The following is an 18,200-nucleotide window of genomic DNA, read 5'->3' on the forward strand; positions in this document are numbered from 1 at the left end:
GGGTGGGGGATGGGGTACATCGCAAGTGTCGCCATAATTTTTAACCCATCCGCACCCTAACCCTCCCCTTGAAGGGGCGGGAATGCAAGTGAAATTTTTCCCCAAGGCTCCCGACAATATGAACCATTCCCTCAAGATTGCGGTACTCGTATCACACGCCCGGCACCCGGTCAGTGGCCGACCGCTGCGCAGCGCAAGCGACGCGGCGGCACTCGAACTGGCTTGCTCGCTGGCGCTGCCGGAACGACTCACGGTGCTGTGCGCAGGCAGCGCGAGCGCAGATGACTTGCGCGATTACCTGGGACTGGGCGCCGCCAGCATCGAGGTATTGGCAGTGCCGGCCGAAGCCGATGTGGTGCCGGCCTTGCTGGCGCGCTTATCCGGCTTTGATCTCGTGCTATGCGGCAACCGATCGGAGGGACAAACTGCGTCCGGCCTGTTGCCCTATCTGCTGGCCGAGGGATTGCGCATGCCCTTGATCGCCGACGTTCTGGAAGCGACGCTGCAAGGCCGCCTGCTCACTGTGCGCCAGTTTTTGCCCAAGGGGATGCGGCGCCGGCTGGAAATGTCGGCGCCGGCGATACTGGCGGTGCACCCGCGCGCGCCGCAAACGCGGCAGTTCGCCCATGCACGCGCCGCAGTCGGCCGCATCACGCAAACCACAGGTGGTGGTCATTCTGGCAATATTGCCGCGTCTGCCTGGCAATATGAGCCCGCCCGTCGCCCCCGTCCGTTCAAGGCCACGGTGGCGCAAAGCGGCCATAGCCGGATGTTGGGTGCAATCGGCGGCGATAGCGGTGCGCGCGGCGGAGAAGTCGTTAAACAGGGAAATGCTGTCGCAAAAGCACAAGTCTTGCTCACCTATTTACGTGAACATCGTCTCATCGACTTTTGATTATTGCGTATGAAAACCATTCAAATGACAGCCAAGACACCGGATATTCACGCCCTGTTGGCACGCCGTAAGCCGCAGTACAGTCTGGAAGCGCCGTTTTATACCAATCCAGGGATTTTTGAGCTGGACATGGAATTGATCTTCGGCAAGCACTGGATTTATGTCGGCCCGGAACCGAGCGTGCCCGAAGCGGGCGATTACATCACGGTCGAGATCGGACGCACCTCGGTGTTGATCGTGCGCGATGACGACATGCAGGTGCGCGCCTTCCACAATGTCTGCCGCCACCGCGGTTCGCGTTTGTGTCAGGAACAAAAAGGCGTAGTCGGCAACCTGGTCTGCCCTTACCACCAATGGACCTACAACCTGCAAGGCGCGCTGATGTTTGCCGAGCATATGGGTGAACAATTCGACGTATCGCAGCACAAGCTGAAACCCGTGCATTTGCGTAATATCGGCGGCCTGCTGTTCATTTGTCTGGCTGACAATCCGCCGTCCGATATCGACGACATGGCGCGCGCGATGGAGCCTTATATCGCGCCGCATCGCATGGCCGACTGCAAAATCGCCAAGCAGATCGATATCATCGAAGACTGCAACTGGAAGTTGACGATGGAAAACAATCGCGAGTGCTATCACTGCCGCGCCAACCATCCGGAACTCACCATCTCGCTGTACGAATACGGTTTCGGCTATGCGCCCAATCCGGAGAATTGCGAGGGACTCGAGCAGTACCAGCAAACCGTGAAGCGCCGCCATGCCGAATGGGAAGCGCTCGGTTTGCCCTCGAATGAGCTGGAACATCTGGATGACCGCATTACCGGATTCCGCACCGAACGCTTGCCGCTGGATCGCGCCGGGCAATCGCAAACCATGAATGCCGAAGTGGCCTGCAAAAAATTGCTGGGCGATTTCGACGAGGCGGCATTGGGCGGCTTGTCGTTCTGGACGCAGCCGAACTCGTGGCACCATTTCATGAGCGATCACATCGTGACGTTTACGGTATTGCCGATTTCGGCAGAAAAAACGATGGTGCGCACGACCTGGCTGGTGCACAAGGATGCAGTCGAAGGGCGCGACTACAACCTCGACAATCTGACCGCCGTATGGGTCGCCACCAATGCACAGGATCGGGCGCTGGTGGAGCAATCGCAGCAGGGTATTCGCAGCGATGCCTATGAGCCGGGGCCGTATTCGCCTTTCACCGAAATGCTGGTGGAAAAATTCTGCAACTGGTATGTCAATCGCTTGTCTGCCTTGGTAGAGTAATTCATGGTCGATTTGCAGCTACCCGATCTATCGATGGCGCCGATCCTGTGGGATCGCAATCGCGATGACACGCTGGTCTGCCGCCAAGTGCGGCAGGAGACCCACGATGTAAAAACCTTCGTGCTAAGCGCAGTGGAACCACGCTTGCTGCGCTATGCGCCGGGGCAGTTCATCACGCTTGAGCTGGAAATCGACGGTCAGAATATCAATCGATGCTACACCTTGTCATCCAGCCCGACGCGTCCGGATACCGTGTCGATTACCGTCAAGCGCGTACCAGGCGGCGCGGTATCGAACTGGTTGCACGACAATCTGAAAGCAGGCGACGCGCTACGCGTGCTCGGTCCGGCGGGTGAATTTTCCTGCTTCATGCAAGCCGTGCCAGCGCAGCATAAATATTTGTTTTTATCGGCAGGCAGCGGCATTACGCCACTGATGTCGATGTCGCGCGCGGTGCACGATTTGACGCTGAATGCCGATATTGCGTTCGTGCATAGTGCGCGTACGCCCAGCGATATCATTTTTGCGCGCGAGCTGGAATTGATGGCGCGCAATCACCAATATTTCCGTTTGGGCTTCGTCTGCGAACGTCACGGCGATCAGCCTGCGTGGGCCGGCTTCAATGGCTTTCTGAGCCAGGCGGTGCTGCACAACATCGCACCCGATTTTCTGGAGCGCGAAGTGTTTACCTGCGGCCCGGCACCGTATATGGCTGCGGTGCGAACGATATTGCAGCAAGCCGGTTTTGACATGGCGCGTTACCACGAAGAGAGCTTTTCGTTCGAAACATTGAGCGCAGCAACGGTCCCTGCCGCACAGGCGGAACAGCGCGTGGCCGCCAGTCCCGAGCCGGCCGCCCGGCATACGGTGCGCTTCGCGCGCAGCGGCGACGAAGTGGCCTGCAGCGGCAGTCAAACCATACTGGAAGCGGCACGTGAGGTCGGTATGCGCTTGCCGGTATCGTGTACGCAGGGTCTGTGCGGCACCTGCAAAACAAAAATGGTTTCAGGGCAAGTCGACATGAAACACGCAGGCGGCATCCGTCAGCGTGAAATCGATCAGGGATGGATTTTGCCTTGTTGCAGCAAACCGCTCGGTGACGTGGTCCTTGAACGCTAGACACACCCCGTCTAAAACTGGCTCGCAGCGAAAAATGAGCCCGGTGTTTGGCCGGTGTTGCGCAAACGATCTGCTTGAAATTATTTGCATGCCGAATTTGCAGTAGAGCAGTTTAGCCCCGTACAAGCACTTTAGCGGGAACCGAAGACGTAGCGCCAAATTCTGGAGAGATGATATGTCAGGCAATCGTGGTGTCGTTTATATTGAGCAGGGCAAAGTGGAAGTGCATTCGATTCCGTTTCCGAAGCTGGAAACGCCGAACGGCAAGAAAATCGGGCACGGCGTGATCCTGAGAGTCATCTCGACCAATATTTGCGGGTCTGACCAGCACATGGTGCGCGGCAGAACCACGGCGCCGGCGGGCCTGGTGCTCGGCCATGAGATCACCGGCGAGGTGATCGAGCTCGGCGCCGATGTCGAGACGCTGCAGAAGGGCGATCTGGTGTCGGTGCCGTTCAATGTCGCATGCGGCCGTTGCCGCACCTGCAAGGAACAGCACACCGGTGTTTGCCTCACGGTCAATCCGTCGCGCGCCGGCGGCGCGTATGGTTACGTCGACATGGGTGGCTGGGTCGGCGGACAAGCCGAATACGTGATGGTGCCGTATGCGGACTTCAACCTGCTGCGTTTTCCAGACAAGGATCAGGCCATGTCCAAGATCAAGGATCTGACGTGTCTATCGGACATTCTGCCGACCGGTTTCCACGGCGCGGTGAGCGCCGGCGTCGGCCCCGGCACGACGGTCTATATCGCCGGCGCTGGCCCGGTGGGATTGGCGGCGGCGGCATCGGCGCGCTTGCTGGGTGCCGCCGTGGTGATCGTCGGCGATGTCAATCCGGCGCGACTGCAGCACGCCCGTAAAGTGGGCTTCGAGACGGTCGATCTATCGCTGGATGCGACGCTTTCCGAACAGATTGAGCAAATACTCGGCACGCCGGAAGTCGATTGCGCAGTGGATTGCGTGGGGTTTGAGGCGCGCGGGCATGGTCACGAAGGATCACGTGCGGAGGCCCCCGCGACCGTGCTCAACTCATTGATGGAAGTCACGCGCGCCGCCGGCCGCATCGGCATCCCGGGACTGTATGTGACCGAAGACCCGGGTGCGGTCGATGCAGCTGCCAAGCGTGGCAGTCTGAGCGTCCGCCTCGGTTTGGGATGGGCCAAATCGCACAGTTTCTTCACCGGCCAAACACCGGTCATGAAGTACAACCGCCAGTTGATGCAGGCAATCTTGTGGGATCGCATCAATATTGCGGAAATCGTCGGCGTGCAACTGATCACGCTCGACGAAGCGCCCAGCGGCTATGCGCAATTCGATGCCGGCACGCCGAAAAAGTTTGTCATCGATCCGCACAACTTGCTGAAGAAAGCGGCCTAACTGCTGGCGACAAGGGCCGCGGGAAGCCTCCCGCGGGTCCTATCGCTGCTCGGAGTCTCAGCCATGATCCACCAGCACGATGCAATTGCCGCCTTCGATCCCGCGCTGTGGGGTGCAATGGTGCACGAATCGGGCTACCAGGAAGAGCATGTCACGCTGATCGCTTCTGAGAACTATGCCAGCCCACGTGTGTTGCAGGCGCAAGCGTCGGTCTTGAGCAATCAATATACGGCACATCATCCCAATCCGGCCGACCGCATCGAGCAACTGGCGCTTGCTCGCGTCAAGCAATTGTTTGGCGCCGCCTATGCGAATGTGCAACCCGATTCAAGCGCGCAGGCGAATACGGCAGCATACGCCGCGCTTCTCAATCCCGGCGACACCATTCTGGGACCAAGCCTGGCGCATGGCGGACACTGGGCTGATGGCGCAGCCGCCAGTTCTTCAGGCCGTCTGTATCACGTTGTGCATTACGGACTGCATCGCCAAACGGGCGAGATCGACTATGAGCAGATGCATGCGCTGGCACGCAAGCACCGGCCACGCCTCATCGTTGCGGTGTTTTCAGAACAATCCAGGAAACTCGATTTTGCGCGCCTGCGCGCAATAGCTGATGAGGTGGCGGCGTATCTGTTGGTCGATATCGACCATGTGGTCGGCTTGGTGGCCGCGGGACTGTACCCGAATCCGGTTCCCATCGCGGATATCGTCACCGCCGGCACCCACAAGACACTGCGTGGTCCGCGTGGCGGCGTGATATTGGCGCGCACCAATCCGAAGATCGAAAAGAAGCTTGACGCGCTGGTATTTCCTGACGCGCACGGTGGCCCATCCATGCATGTCATGGCGGCGAAAGCCGTTGCCTTTAAAGAGGCGCTAGACCGCAGCTTCATCGCCTATCAGTGCCAGGTGATTACCAATGCCCGTGCGATGGTGGAGATATTTCTCGCGCGCGGATACAAGGTCGTCTCGGGCGGCACCCATAACCATATGTTTGTTGTCGATTTGGCGGGTAAGCGGATCAGTGCCAAAGAGGCGCATCTGGCATTGGGCCAGGCCCACATTGCGGTCAACAACAATGCGCAAGCGCCTTGCGCCGCGCGCGGAATACGGATCGCTACGCCAGCGGTTACAACACGACGCTGCAAGGAGCCCGAGGTGAAGTTGATTGCGGCACTGGTGTGCGATGTGCTGGATCGCCCTGGCGATGAGTCCGTCATTCATCACGTGCGTGAACAGGTAAGGCAGTTGTGCAGGCATTTCCCGGTGTATGCAGAAGACTGCATGCCGCTAGCACGCATTTCCCGGGCGGCATAAGCTTGCCGAGATCGGGCGCGCCCCGATAGCGGCGACCTGCTGCATTGCGCCGGCATCAGGTTCGCTTGCGCGAGCTGGCCGATTAGCAAGATTTTTTTCTCATGTTTCAATTTTTTGAATGTTCCAGATGAACCCACGAGTAATACCTTGGACAATCGAGGTCGACGAGATACAAACGCAATCGCGGGTCGGCATTTGGGAGCATGAACGCGAACTGCAACCGCTACGGATCAGTCTTTCGCTGCGCGCGATCGCACCGGCATTTCCGCAATCGATCGAGGATTGCCTGAATTATGAACCGGTATGTCGGTGGATCACCGATGAATGGCCCGCGCAGCCGCACACGCCGCTGCTTGAGACAAGATTGCGCGAATTGATGCACTTTATTTTCGACTATGATGCGCGGATCGAGTGGGTCGATGTGGTCATTGCAAAACCCAGGGCAATCCCCGATACGCGTGGCGTCGGTATCAGGATGGCGCTATCGCGCGATGATTACGAATCGGCTTTTGGCGATCGGGAATTATCCAGAAGTGAAGCGTATCGCTATCTTCCGATGCAATCCGAAGTTGGTAACCTGGCTTGATGGCGCAGGCGGGTTATGGACTGGTGTTGCGACTGTATCGCCATCGATTTTCAGCGTGAAGAAGCACAATCAAAATGATCGTCGCCCGGTGCAACCTGCGTCAGGCATTGCGACAAAGAGCTTCGCCTGTGTCTGTTGCACTCGGTCCCGCAGCGGCGTTCATGCAGTGCGCTCGCTCCGCACGGCCAGCAAACTCAGCCAGCGCTCCACACCCTTGGCATCGCTGCTGCAAGAGGCATAATCGGTGACGGTACGCGCTGCGCGCTCCAGCAGTTGAATATCGGCTTCATGCTGACGCGCGACATGCGGGTCTTCCAGAAACAGCACACGGCGGCATTGGCGATGCAGGATCAGTTCGGCAATCTGCGCATCGCCGCCCATCGGACCGCTCAGGAAAGGCCTCACCCAATTGCGCCCGGCATCCTGGCCCTTGATCTTTTGCGCAAGCTGATTCAGCAATCCACCGGTGGTGCCGGTCGCGCAGCGCATCGCGAACCTGTCCAGCAACTCAAAATGCTGTTCGGCCAGTTCCAGCATCCGGCCTTTCATCGCGTCGTGCGCAATCAGCGCGATGCTTTCATTGGCCAGATCAAAGGTCGCATCCAGCGTCGGATCGGGCGCTGCGCCGACGGCCACCGCTTCAAGTTCCAGCCACTCGCGGGCGCCGGCGAGGGTCGAAAGAAACGGTTTTCCGTGGATGACGCATTGGCGTTTCAGCGCCTGCGCTTCGGGAAAATTAGACGACGGATCGACCGGATCCATCAAGTAAATCACCGCATCCAGGGTCTTTGCCGGATCGGTATCGACGACGCGCGACACCAGCATCATCAGGCCACCTTCGCGGCCATAAGGAAATCGCTCGATCGATGGATAGCCCGGGAGCAGCCCGTGATTGCGGATCGCATCCAGGGTTCTGCCGACGACGATGAATTGCGGCTGTAGATGGGTCTCGATCGCCGCCTGCCCGCCCTGGAGCAAGCGTACTAATGCCGAGTCGGCAGCATCTTGATGGGCCCGGCTTGCAGCCAGGCCGATTCTGTAACGGGGAGGCTTCGAGAGCATGGGTATTCAGCCTTTGCGATAGCGGTGAGGACAGCCTCGCGGCCCGGAGTGATGGTCCGCGAGGCCCGATCTGATGCTCAGAGTGCGATTTCGGTTCCGAGTACTTTGAGGAATTGCGCCAGCCATTGTGGATGGGCGGGCCAGGCCGGCGCCGTGATGAAGTTGCCATCGGTGATTGCACGATCCACTTCGATGTCCGCATAGTCGCCGCCGGCCAGCCGCACTTCCGGCGCGCAGGCGGGATAGGCGGAAATCCGCTTGCCGCGAATCACGTCGGCCGCGGCCAGCAATTGCGCGCCATGGCAGACCGCGGCGATCGGTTTGCTGGCGGCGGCGAACTGGCGCACGATCTCGATCACCCGAGTGTTCAGGCGCAGATATTCCGGCGCGCGGCCGCCGGCGATCATCAGCGCGTCGTACTTGCCGACATCGACGTCATCGAAGTTCGCATTCAGCGCGAACAGGTGGCCCGGCTTCTCGGTATAGGTCTGGTCGCCTTCGAAGTCGTGAATCGCGGTCTTGATCTTGTCGCCGCTCTTCTTGCCGGGGCAGACTGCGTGCACCGTGTGGCCGACCATTTGCAGCGCCTGGAACGGCACCATGGTTTCGTAGTCTTCGGCAAAATCACCGACCAAGAATAGAATTTTCTTCGCTGCCATTTTAGTTCTCCTGTAGAAAATATTGAGAATCGGTCTATATAAGGAGGTCCCAATACCCTCCCATGTTGCGGCCACGCAATTTCCGAGCGGGTCCGCTCAGAGCGCCAGCTTTAACAGCACTGCCGAATTAATTGCACCTGCAATTAGCACGACGAGCGATGGCGTGATGCTGGGACTCTGCAATGCTGGGTTAATCAGGCATTTTTCCATATTACCCTTGGCATTGGCGCGGCACGGGAACGCATCACTAGCCAATGATAACGACATCGCAATCCACTTTTTCATGCTGCCGCTTCACACTGCCACCAAGACACTCTTGCCCGTGCGTGATGATTCCAGCACTGCTAACGCCGCGGCCAACGCCCGAAGGCCATCTTCGCCAGTTGCAGCGGGTGAACTGGCACCCTTAATCGCTTCATTGAACGATGCCAAGGCGTGGTCATACAAATTGGTGTGCTCTATGGCAATTACATGCTCCCCCTTGCTATCGCGCAGCACGACTTCACCGATGGGCTGCTGGGTCATCACGTTGCGTCCCACGATCGACCCCGCGCTGCCATGTATCTCAATCCCCGTTCCAGCGTATTCCACGGTAAAGGCGTCATGCAGCTGGGCCAGTACGCCGTTTCCGAAACGCAGCACGGCCATTACACCGTCTTCTATCAGTTCAGTCGCAAGTGTTGATCGCGGTGTCATCGCGATCGCTTCGACCGGCTCGGCATCAAGGATGAAGCGCAAGGTGTCCACGTCATGCACGGTGATGTCAAGAATGACCCCGGCACCTGCGGCCGGGTTGTTGACGCGCCAGCCCTGCAGGTTCTCGGGCAGCTTTACCGCGTGGAATACGCGAGCGAACAAGGGTTGGCCTATTGCACCTTCTTGTACCAGTGCGCGGATGGCTCGATGTGACGCGCCATTTCGCAAGTGGTGATTGGTGCCTAGTACGACCCCGGCCTGCCGACAGGCGTCGATGATTGCATGTCCATCAGCGATGGTTAGTGCCAGGGGTTTTTCGCATAAAACGTGCTTGCCTGCGGCGGCGGCGGCGATGGCCTGTTGAGCGTGCAATTCATTGGTGGTACTGATATAGACGGCATCAACCGCGGGGTCGGCGAGCAAATCCGCTACCGAGGTGTACGACGCGGCAATACCATTCGACGCAGCGAATGCGGCCCCGCGCGCAGCGTTGCTGCTCATGACCGCAACCACGGAATTCCCGGGTTGTGCACGAATTGCACCAATCATCCACTCGCGCGCAATGTTACTGGCGCCAATCAGTCCCCAGCCTACATTGTGATTCATCTGCGTTCCAATCCATTCACAAAATTGATAACAATTATCATTGATAACAATTGGATGTATAACTGTCGATCTCTTATAGTGATATCGCAATGCAGCAATTCGATAGCCTTATAGGAGTTTTCAATGTCTACGCTACCCGCTACCAACCACCTCGCCAGTTTGGCGCCGCCCGCACGTACGCCTGTATCGCCATTCGGCCGCGTGTCGTACAAGTCGGCTGTGAAGTCCGTCTCGGCTTATCTGTCCGGCATCCTGAACGCACTGGCGCAGCGCCATGAAGACCGGCAGCGCGCACGGCAGGAAGCGTTTCTTGCCGAGGCAACGTCCATTTACGACCTGGAATCGAGAATGCGCCAACTGGACCGGCACGATTGCCAGCAGCCACTGCGCATGATGACCGGCTTACGTTGAAATTGCTCTGCCGCGGCGCCGCCGAGAACCGATTACGCGAAACGGTTCTCGTGCAAACCGTAAAACTCGGACCCCCGAATTGACTCGAATGTGAAGTCTTGGGCTCGCACAAAAAACTCTGCGTGCGCGGATAAAACTGCAAAATCAGAACCAGGTTTCGACTTGCAGACCGATCGATGTGCCGTTGGTACTGCCACCGAAAACGCCGGTGCTCGACAGCGTCGTGCCTGCGCTCGCAGCCAGTTGCGCTGCGCGGTTCCATTTGGCATAGGTCACGAATGCGCGCAATTCAGGCCTCGACCAGAATGCCTTGCCGGCCGCGAGGGTCGGTGCAAACGTGAGCTTGGTGAGTTGCTGTACATCACCGCCGGCTGCCGGCTTGATGCGATCGTGACCGAGTTCGAGCTGCAGCTTGATGTTGTCCGTCAATGCATATACCGGACGCACGCCGAACGAAGTCCAGGTTTGCGTCCCGGCGCTGCTCTTGTCGCGTTGTACCAGCGCGACGGCCGAGCCGCTCCATTCCGGCGTGACCTGCCAGGTAATATTGTCGAACACGCGCGTGCGCTTAACCTCCGAGCCCTGCATGATGTCGCCGGTGCCGCCGATCTTGATGCCGGGGCCGACACCGTACTGCACACCGAGTTTGTTGTCGCCGCCGAGTACCTTGTCTTGAATATGCACCACCGATAACGACCAGCCGTTATGCGCACCGACGACCGCGGCATCCTTCTTGATCAATGTCAGATCGAACTTGAGGCTGCCGTTCGGATTCACGGCCAAACCTTCATAGGTAAAATTGTGGCGCGTCGCGGCATTGCTCTTGTCGATATCGTTGCGGAACAGGCCGTAACTGAACTTGCCTGGACCCAAAGGCAGATCGCTTATGCCGCCACCGACGCCGTCGCCCTGCAGCCATTTGAAATCGAGAATATGGATGTCGGGACGATTGTAAAAACGCTTGCCGATCCAGGCAGTGCCGCCCTTCAGGAAGTCGATGTTCTTCGCTTCCACAAACATCTGCGCCAGGCCAAGCTTGTTGTCGCCGATGTCAGAAGAAGGGCTAGAGAAATCGGCCATCACATTGCCGACAAAGCTGGCGCCGTTGGCTGACTTGGCGACCTCCTTTTTGTACAGGAATTCACCGTAGGTATCGCATTCATTGCCAAGACGGTATTTGCCGACGCCCTCCAGGCCGAAGCAGGCTTGCGAGCCTTTCGATGAGTTCGACCCGACTCCCGCCCTGAAGTAACCATGGTATTCGCCCTCCGCATCACTGGCGTATGCCTGGCCCATGCTTGAGCTCAAGATAGCGACCGCTAGTGCATATTTTTTTGTGGAATTCATCGTCCTGCATCTCCTCGTGATTTGAGCCGCTTTTTGCGGCTCGGTCTGTCGCGTGCTACAGCACGTCATTAGCCACGGCGTGGCAATTTTTAAATTGAATGGTTTCTTCCCATGTGGCCGGGTCGCAGCCGGCGCGTGCGATGTTGAGGCTGGCCGCAGCGACCGCATGCTGCAGTGCCGATTGCAGGAAGTCGCGATCGAGTTGTTCGAGTGCGCCTGCCGAGCCGAGCTTGCCCGCCCGCTGCAGATAGGCGATCAATCCGGCGTGGAAACAGTCGCCTGCGCCGACCGTGTCGACGACATCCAGGTCAGCAGGCGCGGCCATTTCGACCTGGCAGTGCCGCGTCAGTAAGGCAGCGCCGGCAGCGCCGCGGGTCAATGCAATCAGTTGCACGCTCGATTCTGCAAACAGGGCTGCCGAGAGCTCCTCCAGAGTGGCACTGCCCAGTCCGAGCAGCTCCAGGTCTTCATCGCTGACTTTGACGATATGTGACTGCTGCAGTGCGCGCTTTACGCCGGCGATGTAGTTGGCATGCTGCTTGACCGCCATCGGGCGTAGATTGGCGTCAATCGAGATCAGCGTGCCGCGGCTGGTCGCAGTACCAATGGTGGTGAGGATCTTGTCAAGATCGGCCGGAACCAGGGTCAGTCCGCCGGTATGCAGCAACGCACATGGCACTGGCAGGCCGGCTATCAGCAGGTCGGCAGTGATGTCGCGATCCGCAACTGATTCCCGGTGAAAGGCATAGGTTGGCGAGCCTTGCTCGTCCAGACTGACGATGGCCAGGGAAGTAGGGCAGCTGCTGCGGTTGCCTGCGCCCAGACTGACGCCTTTTTTCAGCAGAAGCTCGCTAAACCGTGTGCCGAATTTGTCGTGAGACAAGGGGTTGAGATAGGTCGTCGGCACACCCTGCATGGCAAGGGCTTGTGTGAAATTGCAGACGGAACCACCCAGGCAGGCCTCGAAGCGTCCATCCGCCTGTTCAATCAAATCAACCAATGCTTCACCGATAGTCGCGATCATAATTTGCTCGTAGGTTCTTAGGGGTAGTGGTGGAATTAACAACACACCAAAAGTAGAGGGCTTGAAATCGGCTCAGCCCTCGCATTCAGTTAATTAATAAAACCACTTGATTTATTAATTTTTAGAGAATATATTCCTAATCGTTGCTGCAGTAAAGTGGTATTTCGCAAAACAATAAAACCCAATCCAATACAACATGAGGAGACATCAAATGAAGCTTCAACAGATCGTCGCAGCGGGCATCTTGACCACCATGGCAGGTGTGACAATGGCGGCTGAACCTGTCGTTGGCTTGATCACGAAAACCGAGATCAACCCTTTTTTTGTGAAAATGAAAGAAGGTGCGCAGCAGGCCGCTAAAGCCAATGGCGCCAAACTGCTCACTGGCGCAGGCAAGTCGGATGGCGATAATGCAGGGCAAATTACGGCAATCGAAAACATGATTGCGGCAGGCGCCAAGACGATCCTGATTACGCCTAGCGATTCGAAAGCCATCGTGCCGGCAATCAAGAAAGCGCGTGAGCAGGGCGTCATGGTGATTGCATTAGATAGCCCGACCGAGCCGTTGGCGGCGGTAGATGCCTTGTTTGCTACAGACAACTTCAAAGCAGGGGTGTTGATCGGCCAGTATGCGAAGGCAGCCTTGGCGGGCAAGCCCGCAAAAATCGCCATGCTGGACCTGTTCCCGGGGCACCCGGTCGGTATTACACGCCATAACGGTTTCCTGTCCGGTTTTGGCGCCGCAGGTATCGACGCAAAGACGGTTGAACTCGTAAAAACGGCGGAGGTGGTCTGTACGGCGGACAGTTTCGGTGATCAGGCAAAAGGCCAGACCGCCATGGAAAACTGCCTGCAAAAAAATCCTGACATCAATCTGGTCTATACGATCAACGAACCAGCTGCCGAGGGTGCATTCAAGGCATTGAAGGCCGCCGGCAAGGAAAAGAGCGTGATGATTGTTTCTGTGGATGGCGGTTGTGCCGGTGTTAAAGATGTGCAGAGCGGCATGATCGCTGCAACCTCCCAGCAATACCCATTGAAAATGGCTGCGATGGGCGTGGATGCAGGGATTGCTTACGCGAAAACCGGTAAAAAGGTAGCGGGTTATTACGATACCGGCGTGACATTGATTGCGAACAAGGCGATGAAAGACATCAATAGCAAAGATACAAAATTCGGCCTTGATGCCTGCTGGGGCAACAAATAAGGCCGGCACATCAATATGTATGCCTGAGGGCTGGATAAAAACGCGGCCATGATGCCCGGTTCTATTGGGCGGGTGTAATGGCCGCAACGAATCTAGCTGTTATAGGTTTCACAGCATCACTGGTGATGCATATTTAAATTTTGGGAGACCGTTTTGCGTACTGCTCATTTATCACTGAAATCACTGAATTCGGAAAGATCAAACGTCATGAAATCGCTCCTCGACCGTTTGCCGCCCCTTTCTTCCACGGGGCCATTCTTCGCGCTTTTAGCAGCGTGTATTTTCTTTGCCTTTCAATCGGACCGTTTTCTGAGCGGGCAAAATTTTTCACTCATTTTGCAGCAAGTAATGGTCGTCGGCGTCATTGCGATTGGCCAAACATTGATCATCCTGACCGCCGGCATTGATCTGTCTTGTGGCATGGCGATGGCATTGGGGTCGATCGTCATCACCAAATTTGCGGTGGCGCATGGCATGAATCCTTACCTTGCCATGTTGTGCGGCATTCTGGTTTGTACCTTGATAGGATTTGCCAATGGCGCGTTGGTCACGCTGATCAAGCTGCCGTCATTCATCGTGACACTCGGCACGATGAACATCATTTTCGCCACCACCCAACTGTATTCCGGAGCGCAGACCGTCACAGATTTACCGGCAGCGATGCTGTTCCTGGGTAATACCTTCCAGATTGGGCAGACCAATATTACTTACGGCACCGTGCTGATGGTCTCGCTTTATCTGCTGACCTGGCTGTTCTTGCGTGACACAGCACCTGGCCGGCACATTTATGCGGTAGGCAACAATCCGGAAGCCGCACGCCTGACCGGTATCGCGACCAATCGCGTGTTGATTGGTGTGTATACGCTGGCGGGTCTTTTTTACGGCATCGCCGCGCTATTGTCTGTTGCCCGCATGGGGGTAGGCGACCCGCAAGCCGGTCAAACCGACAATCTGGACAGCATCACCGCCGTCGTGCTTGGTGGCACCAGTCTGTTCGGTGGCCGTGGTGTGGTGATCAGTACCTTGATCGGTGTACTGATCGTCGGTGTATTCCGTAACGGCCTCACTCTCATGGGGGTACCGTCCGTTTTCCAGATCCTGGTCACAGGCATCCTCGTCATCCTGGCGGTTGCAACCGACCAACTCACGCACAAGAAAGGTTGAATCATGAACGCAGCTAATTCAACCACGATCTTCCAGGCCCGCGGTCTGGTTAAACGTTACGGCCATGTCACGGCACTCGATGGGGTCGATTTCGATTTGCGGGCCGGAGAAATCCTGGCGGTCATTGGCGATAACGGCGCAGGCAAATCCTCGCTGATCAAGGCGCTTTCCGGTGCCCTCGTGCCGGATGAGGGGGAAATGTTTTTGGATGGAAAGCAGGTGCATTTCAACTCACCGATTGATGCGCGCAAGCATGGCATCGAAACGGTTTACCAGGATCTCGCTGTATGCCCGGCGATGACCATCGCTGAAAACCTGTTTCTTGGTCGGGAGATATTGCGTTCAGGCATCTTGGGGCAGTGGCTGCGGATCATCGACAAGAAGGCCATGCTGTCGGAGGCGACCCGTCACATGCAGGACCTGAAAATCGGCATCCGTTCCATGAATCAGGCGGTTGAAACCTTGTCCGGCGGTCAGCGTCAAGGCGTGGCGGTGGCGCGCAGTACCGCATTTGCGAAGCATGTGGTGATTCTGGATGAACCGACCGCTGCACTGGGCGTAAAAGAAGGCAATATGGTACTGGAATTGATTCGTCGGGTGCGCGACAAAGGTTTGCCGGTAATCTTGATTAGCCACAACATGCCGCATGTGTTCGAAATCGCGGACCGTATCCATATTCAGCGACTGGGCAAACGGGCCGCAGTCGTCAATCCAAAAACCATCAGCATGTCGGATACGGTTGCCGTCATGACCGGCGCTAAAAATCCGGCAGATTTGCCGCAGGACGCCCATGCTTAAAGGTATCGATTCTCTGCTCTCACCGGAGTTGCTCAAGGTCTTGTGCGAAATGGGGCATGGCGATGAGGTCGTTGTGGCCGATGCCAACTTTACGGCCGAAACACTCGGGCATGACAAGCAACTCATCCGGCTGCCCGGCATCAGCCTGCATCGCGCATGCCAGGCGGTGCTGTCGGTGTTTCCGCTGGACGCGGCTATCTCGCAGCCCGTTGCTTACATGAAAGTATGCGATACACCGGCAGGATACGCATCAGCGTTGCAACAAGCGGTGATTGGCTTGCTGGCAGAAACCGGCTCGGCCGACCCGGCACAATGTGAGGCGGTCGAGCGCTTCGCATTTTATGAGCGTGTAAAGCAAGCCTACGCGATCGTGCAAACCGGTGAAATGCAGCCATACGCGAACTTCATTTTCAAAAAAGGGGTCATCGCTGAAGCTCTGGCATAATTCTCGGCTATGTTAGACACTACCATGCAAACCCCTTTCACTGAGCCAGGTGAAGATGACCTCAACCGACTCAGACCACGTGGCTCAAATCAGATCGGGATGAGCCAGTTCAATGAGCGTGTCGTGTTACAGGCGATCCGCTTTCACGGCAGCATGCCGAAAGCAGATATTGCCAGGCTCACCAACCTCAGCACCCAAACGGTGTCACTGATCATCAACCGTCTCCTGGAAGAGGGGCTGGTGGCCAAACAGGCATCCCTGCGCGGCAAGGTCGGCCAGCCATCCGTGCCGATAGCGCTCAATCCCGACGGTGCTTATTCTATCGGCATCAAAATTGGCCGCCGCAGTCTGGATGTGTTGCTGGTGGACTTCGCCGGGCGGGTGCGTGAACGTTCTGCGTTGGCGTATGCATTCCCCGATCCCGACCTGCTGTTCGCTGAGATCGCACTGCAACTCGACCGTATGCGCGCTCTCCTTGGACCAAAACGAGAATCGCGACTGAGTGGTATCGGGATTGCTGCACCTCTGGCGCTGGGAGGATGGCAACAATTGCTCAGTATCGAGCCAGACTTAGCCGATAAGTGGAACCGGATCGATATCCGCGAACGGGTGCAAGCCATGACTGACTTGCCGGTAGAGTTCTCAAAAGACTCAGCAGCTGCCTGCGTGGCTGAATTAGTCGCTGGCAGGGGACGCAGCATCAAGAGCTTTCTCTATGTGTTCGTTGGCACGTTTATTGGTGGTGGCCTGGTCATTGACAGTCATCTGCGCAGCGGACGGCATGGCAATGCGGGGGCTGTAGGTTCCATCCCGCTAGGACTAGCCAGACGTGAGAAGGGTACTTTGCCGGAGCAGTTGCTGAGTGACGCATCGCTGTTCAATCTGGAACAATTGTTCGGTGCCGCAGGTTTGGATGAGACTGCATCGGTGGATGCGCGGGCACTGCAAGCACCGTGGCTGACGCATACGACCGCATGGCTGGACGACGCCGCGCGCGCCATCGCATTTGCGATCAATAGCGCAACCTGCCTGCTCGATCTGGATGGCGTGATTATCGATGGCTCTATCGATCGAGAATTACTCGATAAACTCATGCAGGAAGTTGAAACTTCATTGGATTACTATAGCTGGGAAGGTATTACCCGCCCCGTTGTGTTGGCCGGTACCATCGGCTCGGATGCCAGAGCGATCGGCGGTGCTTTACTTCCGCTTTATGCGAACTTTGCACCCGATCGTGATCTGTTCCTGAAGTTGGACAAATAAATCGATTGACGAAGGTTAATGGCGCCGCAATTTTCGAGCGGGGCCACTCAGAGCGCCAACGCTAACAAAAAAGCGCCGTCCATCAATGATCAACGGCGCCACAAAGTCTTACTCCCGGCTGTCAGAACATGTGCTGCCGACCTGCGGAGTAAATGCATTTCTCACACCGACAGCTGTCAGCCTGAAGTATTGCGGCATTGTGAATTGGTTCGCCAAAATGCTGCTATTGGCACCAGAGCTCGTCATTGCCGGTCGACGCCAAGGAGTTACGCCGGGCACCAGAACGCGTCGACATCGCACTGCGCGCCCCGCAGCAAGGCGCCGATCGGCAGGTCGCTGTTGGTCGCCTTTTCCAACACCCTGCGCTTGTCGGTGCCGGTGATCAGCAGCCACAACCGTTCCGTATTGAGCAGGCGTGGCAGCGACAGCGAGATCCGGCTTTGCCGGGTCTGCGGATGGAGCGCGGCCAGGCAAGGTTGTTGGTTGTCCTCGGTCGGATGATGCGGGAACAGCGACGCAATATGGCCGTCGGTTCCCATGCCCAGCAGCACTGCACTGAACGCGTCGGGAAATTGCTGGTGCAAGCGCGTGCCGATCGCCTCAATCGCCACTTCCGGTGTGGCTGCGGCGTTTTTCAACGACACCAGCTCCCAGCGTTCGGCGGTGCGATTCGATTGCGCCAGGCAGCGCCGGAACAAGCCCTCGTTGCTCTGCGCATCGGCGTCAATGACCCAGCGTTCGTCGGTCGCGACCAGCCGGATCGGGTGTGGTCCGGCGTCGCGCTGCGCCAGTGCCTGATCCAGTTCGCGATACAGTGCGGCCGGCGTGGTGCCACCGGCCAGCGCGAAGCTGGCGCCGGCATGCGCCGGTGCGTTGTCGATCACGGCCAGCCATTGCGCCAGCAGTGCAGGTCGCAACGCGTCAAAATTTTCATATTCATGCAGACGCAGCATG

Annotated in this window: 19 protein-coding genes; 12 read left to right on the plus strand and 7 right to left on the minus strand. The window is 57.4% G+C overall.

What is annotated here, in order from left to right:
• Positions 1-88 precede the first annotated feature (88 nt).
• The 6 genes from ACFOFO_RS18970 to ACFOFO_RS18995 all read left to right on the plus strand — a co-directional run bounded on the left by ACFOFO_RS18970 (position 89) and on the right by ACFOFO_RS18995 (position 6,564).
• On the plus strand, positions 89-895 hold the full coding sequence (locus tag ACFOFO_RS18970; RefSeq protein ID WP_390332416.1) for an electron transfer flavoprotein subunit beta/FixA family protein: 807 nt from the start codon (positions 89-91) through the stop codon (positions 893-895).
• Between the two features lie 9 nt (positions 896-904).
• The gene (locus ACFOFO_RS18975; protein WP_390332418.1) at positions 905-2,164 is read left to right on the plus strand and encodes an aromatic ring-hydroxylating oxygenase subunit alpha; all 1,260 of its coding nucleotides are present in this window, start codon (positions 905-907) and stop codon (positions 2,162-2,164) included.
• A 3-nt stretch (positions 2,165-2,167) separates the two neighbouring features.
• Positions 2,168-3,283, plus strand: coding sequence for an FAD-binding oxidoreductase (locus ACFOFO_RS18980; RefSeq protein WP_390332421.1), 1,116 nt, complete (start codon positions 2,168-2,170; stop codon positions 3,281-3,283).
• A gap of 175 nt (positions 3,284-3,458) precedes the next feature.
• Positions 3,459-4,661: a formaldehyde dehydrogenase, glutathione-independent gene (gene fdhA, locus ACFOFO_RS18985; protein ID WP_390322466.1), complete on the plus strand. Its 1,203-nt coding sequence runs from the start codon at positions 3,459-3,461 to the stop codon at positions 4,659-4,661.
• Positions 4,662-4,724: 63 nt separating this feature from the next.
• Positions 4,725-5,978 (plus strand): serine hydroxymethyltransferase, encoded by a 1,254-nt coding sequence (gene glyA / locus ACFOFO_RS18990; RefSeq protein ID WP_390322468.1) that lies wholly within the window; start codon positions 4,725-4,727, stop codon positions 5,976-5,978.
• Positions 5,979-6,105: 127 nt separating this feature from the next.
• On the plus strand, positions 6,106-6,564 hold the full coding sequence (locus ACFOFO_RS18995; RefSeq protein ID WP_390322470.1) for a dihydroneopterin aldolase: 459 nt from the start codon (positions 6,106-6,108) through the stop codon (positions 6,562-6,564).
• Between the two features lie 159 nt (positions 6,565-6,723).
• Here ACFOFO_RS18995 and ACFOFO_RS19000 read toward each other — a convergent pair whose 3' ends face one another.
• From ACFOFO_RS19000 to ACFOFO_RS19015, 4 genes are all read right to left on the minus strand, one after another.
• Complete coding sequence (locus tag ACFOFO_RS19000) at positions 6,724-7,626, minus strand: methylglyoxal synthase (protein WP_390322471.1); 903 nt, start codon at positions 7,624-7,626, stop codon at positions 6,724-6,726.
• 77 nt (positions 7,627-7,703) lie between these two features.
• Positions 7,704-8,285: a DJ-1/PfpI family protein gene (locus ACFOFO_RS19005; RefSeq protein ID WP_390332423.1), complete on the minus strand. Its 582-nt coding sequence runs from the start codon at positions 8,283-8,285 to the stop codon at positions 7,704-7,706.
• A gap of 96 nt (positions 8,286-8,381) precedes the next feature.
• Entirely contained in the window at positions 8,382-8,570 is a 189-nt protein-coding gene (locus ACFOFO_RS19010) for a hypothetical protein (RefSeq protein ID WP_390322472.1), read from the minus strand.
• 9 nt (positions 8,571-8,579) lie between these two features.
• Complete coding sequence (locus tag ACFOFO_RS19015; protein ID WP_390322474.1) at positions 8,580-9,587, minus strand: Gfo/Idh/MocA family protein; 1,008 nt, start codon at positions 9,585-9,587, stop codon at positions 8,580-8,582.
• A gap of 123 nt (positions 9,588-9,710) precedes the next feature.
• Between ACFOFO_RS19015 and ACFOFO_RS19020 the strand changes: the two genes are divergently transcribed.
• Positions 9,711-9,998: a DUF3563 family protein gene (locus ACFOFO_RS19020; RefSeq protein ID WP_390322475.1), complete on the plus strand. Its 288-nt coding sequence runs from the start codon at positions 9,711-9,713 to the stop codon at positions 9,996-9,998.
• A gap of 144 nt (positions 9,999-10,142) precedes the next feature.
• Here ACFOFO_RS19020 and ACFOFO_RS19025 read toward each other — a convergent pair whose 3' ends face one another.
• Both ACFOFO_RS19025 and ACFOFO_RS19030 read right to left on the minus strand, forming a co-directional pair.
• The gene (locus ACFOFO_RS19025; RefSeq protein ID WP_390332425.1) at positions 10,143-11,345 is read right to left on the minus strand and encodes a maltoporin; all 1,203 of its coding nucleotides are present in this window, start codon (positions 11,343-11,345) and stop codon (positions 10,143-10,145) included.
• Positions 11,346-11,400: 55 nt separating this feature from the next.
• A complete protein-coding gene (locus ACFOFO_RS19030) occupies positions 11,401-12,369 on the minus strand; it encodes a PfkB family carbohydrate kinase (RefSeq protein WP_390332427.1) in 969 nt (322 codons plus the stop codon).
• Between the two features lie 211 nt (positions 12,370-12,580).
• Between ACFOFO_RS19030 and ACFOFO_RS19035 the strand changes: the two genes are divergently transcribed.
• The 5 genes from ACFOFO_RS19035 to ACFOFO_RS19055 all read left to right on the plus strand — a co-directional run bounded on the left by ACFOFO_RS19035 (position 12,581) and on the right by ACFOFO_RS19055 (position 17,246).
• Positions 12,581-13,576: a sugar ABC transporter substrate-binding protein gene (locus ACFOFO_RS19035; RefSeq protein ID WP_390332429.1), complete on the plus strand. Its 996-nt coding sequence runs from the start codon at positions 12,581-12,583 to the stop codon at positions 13,574-13,576.
• 207 nt (positions 13,577-13,783) lie between these two features.
• Entirely contained in the window at positions 13,784-14,740 is a 957-nt protein-coding gene (locus ACFOFO_RS19040) for an ABC transporter permease (RefSeq protein ID WP_390322478.1), read from the plus strand.
• Between the two features lie 3 nt (positions 14,741-14,743).
• Positions 14,744-15,538 (plus strand): ATP-binding cassette domain-containing protein, encoded by a 795-nt coding sequence (locus tag ACFOFO_RS19045; protein WP_390332431.1) that lies wholly within the window; start codon positions 14,744-14,746, stop codon positions 15,536-15,538.
• Positions 15,531-15,983, plus strand: coding sequence for an RbsD/FucU family protein (locus ACFOFO_RS19050; protein WP_390322479.1), 453 nt, complete (start codon positions 15,531-15,533; stop codon positions 15,981-15,983). Before ACFOFO_RS19045 ends, ACFOFO_RS19050 begins: the two co-directional genes overlap by 8 nt.
• A gap of 9 nt (positions 15,984-15,992) precedes the next feature.
• Entirely contained in the window at positions 15,993-17,246 is a 1,254-nt protein-coding gene (locus ACFOFO_RS19055) for an ROK family transcriptional regulator (RefSeq protein ID WP_390322481.1), read from the plus strand.
• A 266-nt stretch (positions 17,247-17,512) separates the two neighbouring features.
• Here the strand turns inward: ACFOFO_RS19055 and ACFOFO_RS19060 are convergent, their stop codons facing one another.
• Positions 17,513-18,199 (minus strand): 6-phosphogluconolactonase, encoded by a 687-nt coding sequence (locus tag ACFOFO_RS19060; protein ID WP_390322483.1) that lies wholly within the window; start codon positions 18,197-18,199, stop codon positions 17,513-17,515.
• Position 18,200: the final 1 nt, after the last annotated feature.

The organism is Pseudundibacterium arcticum, from assembly GCF_042646465.1.
GTDB lineage: Bacteria > Pseudomonadota > Gammaproteobacteria > Burkholderiales > Burkholderiaceae_D > Undibacterium_A > Undibacterium_A arcticum.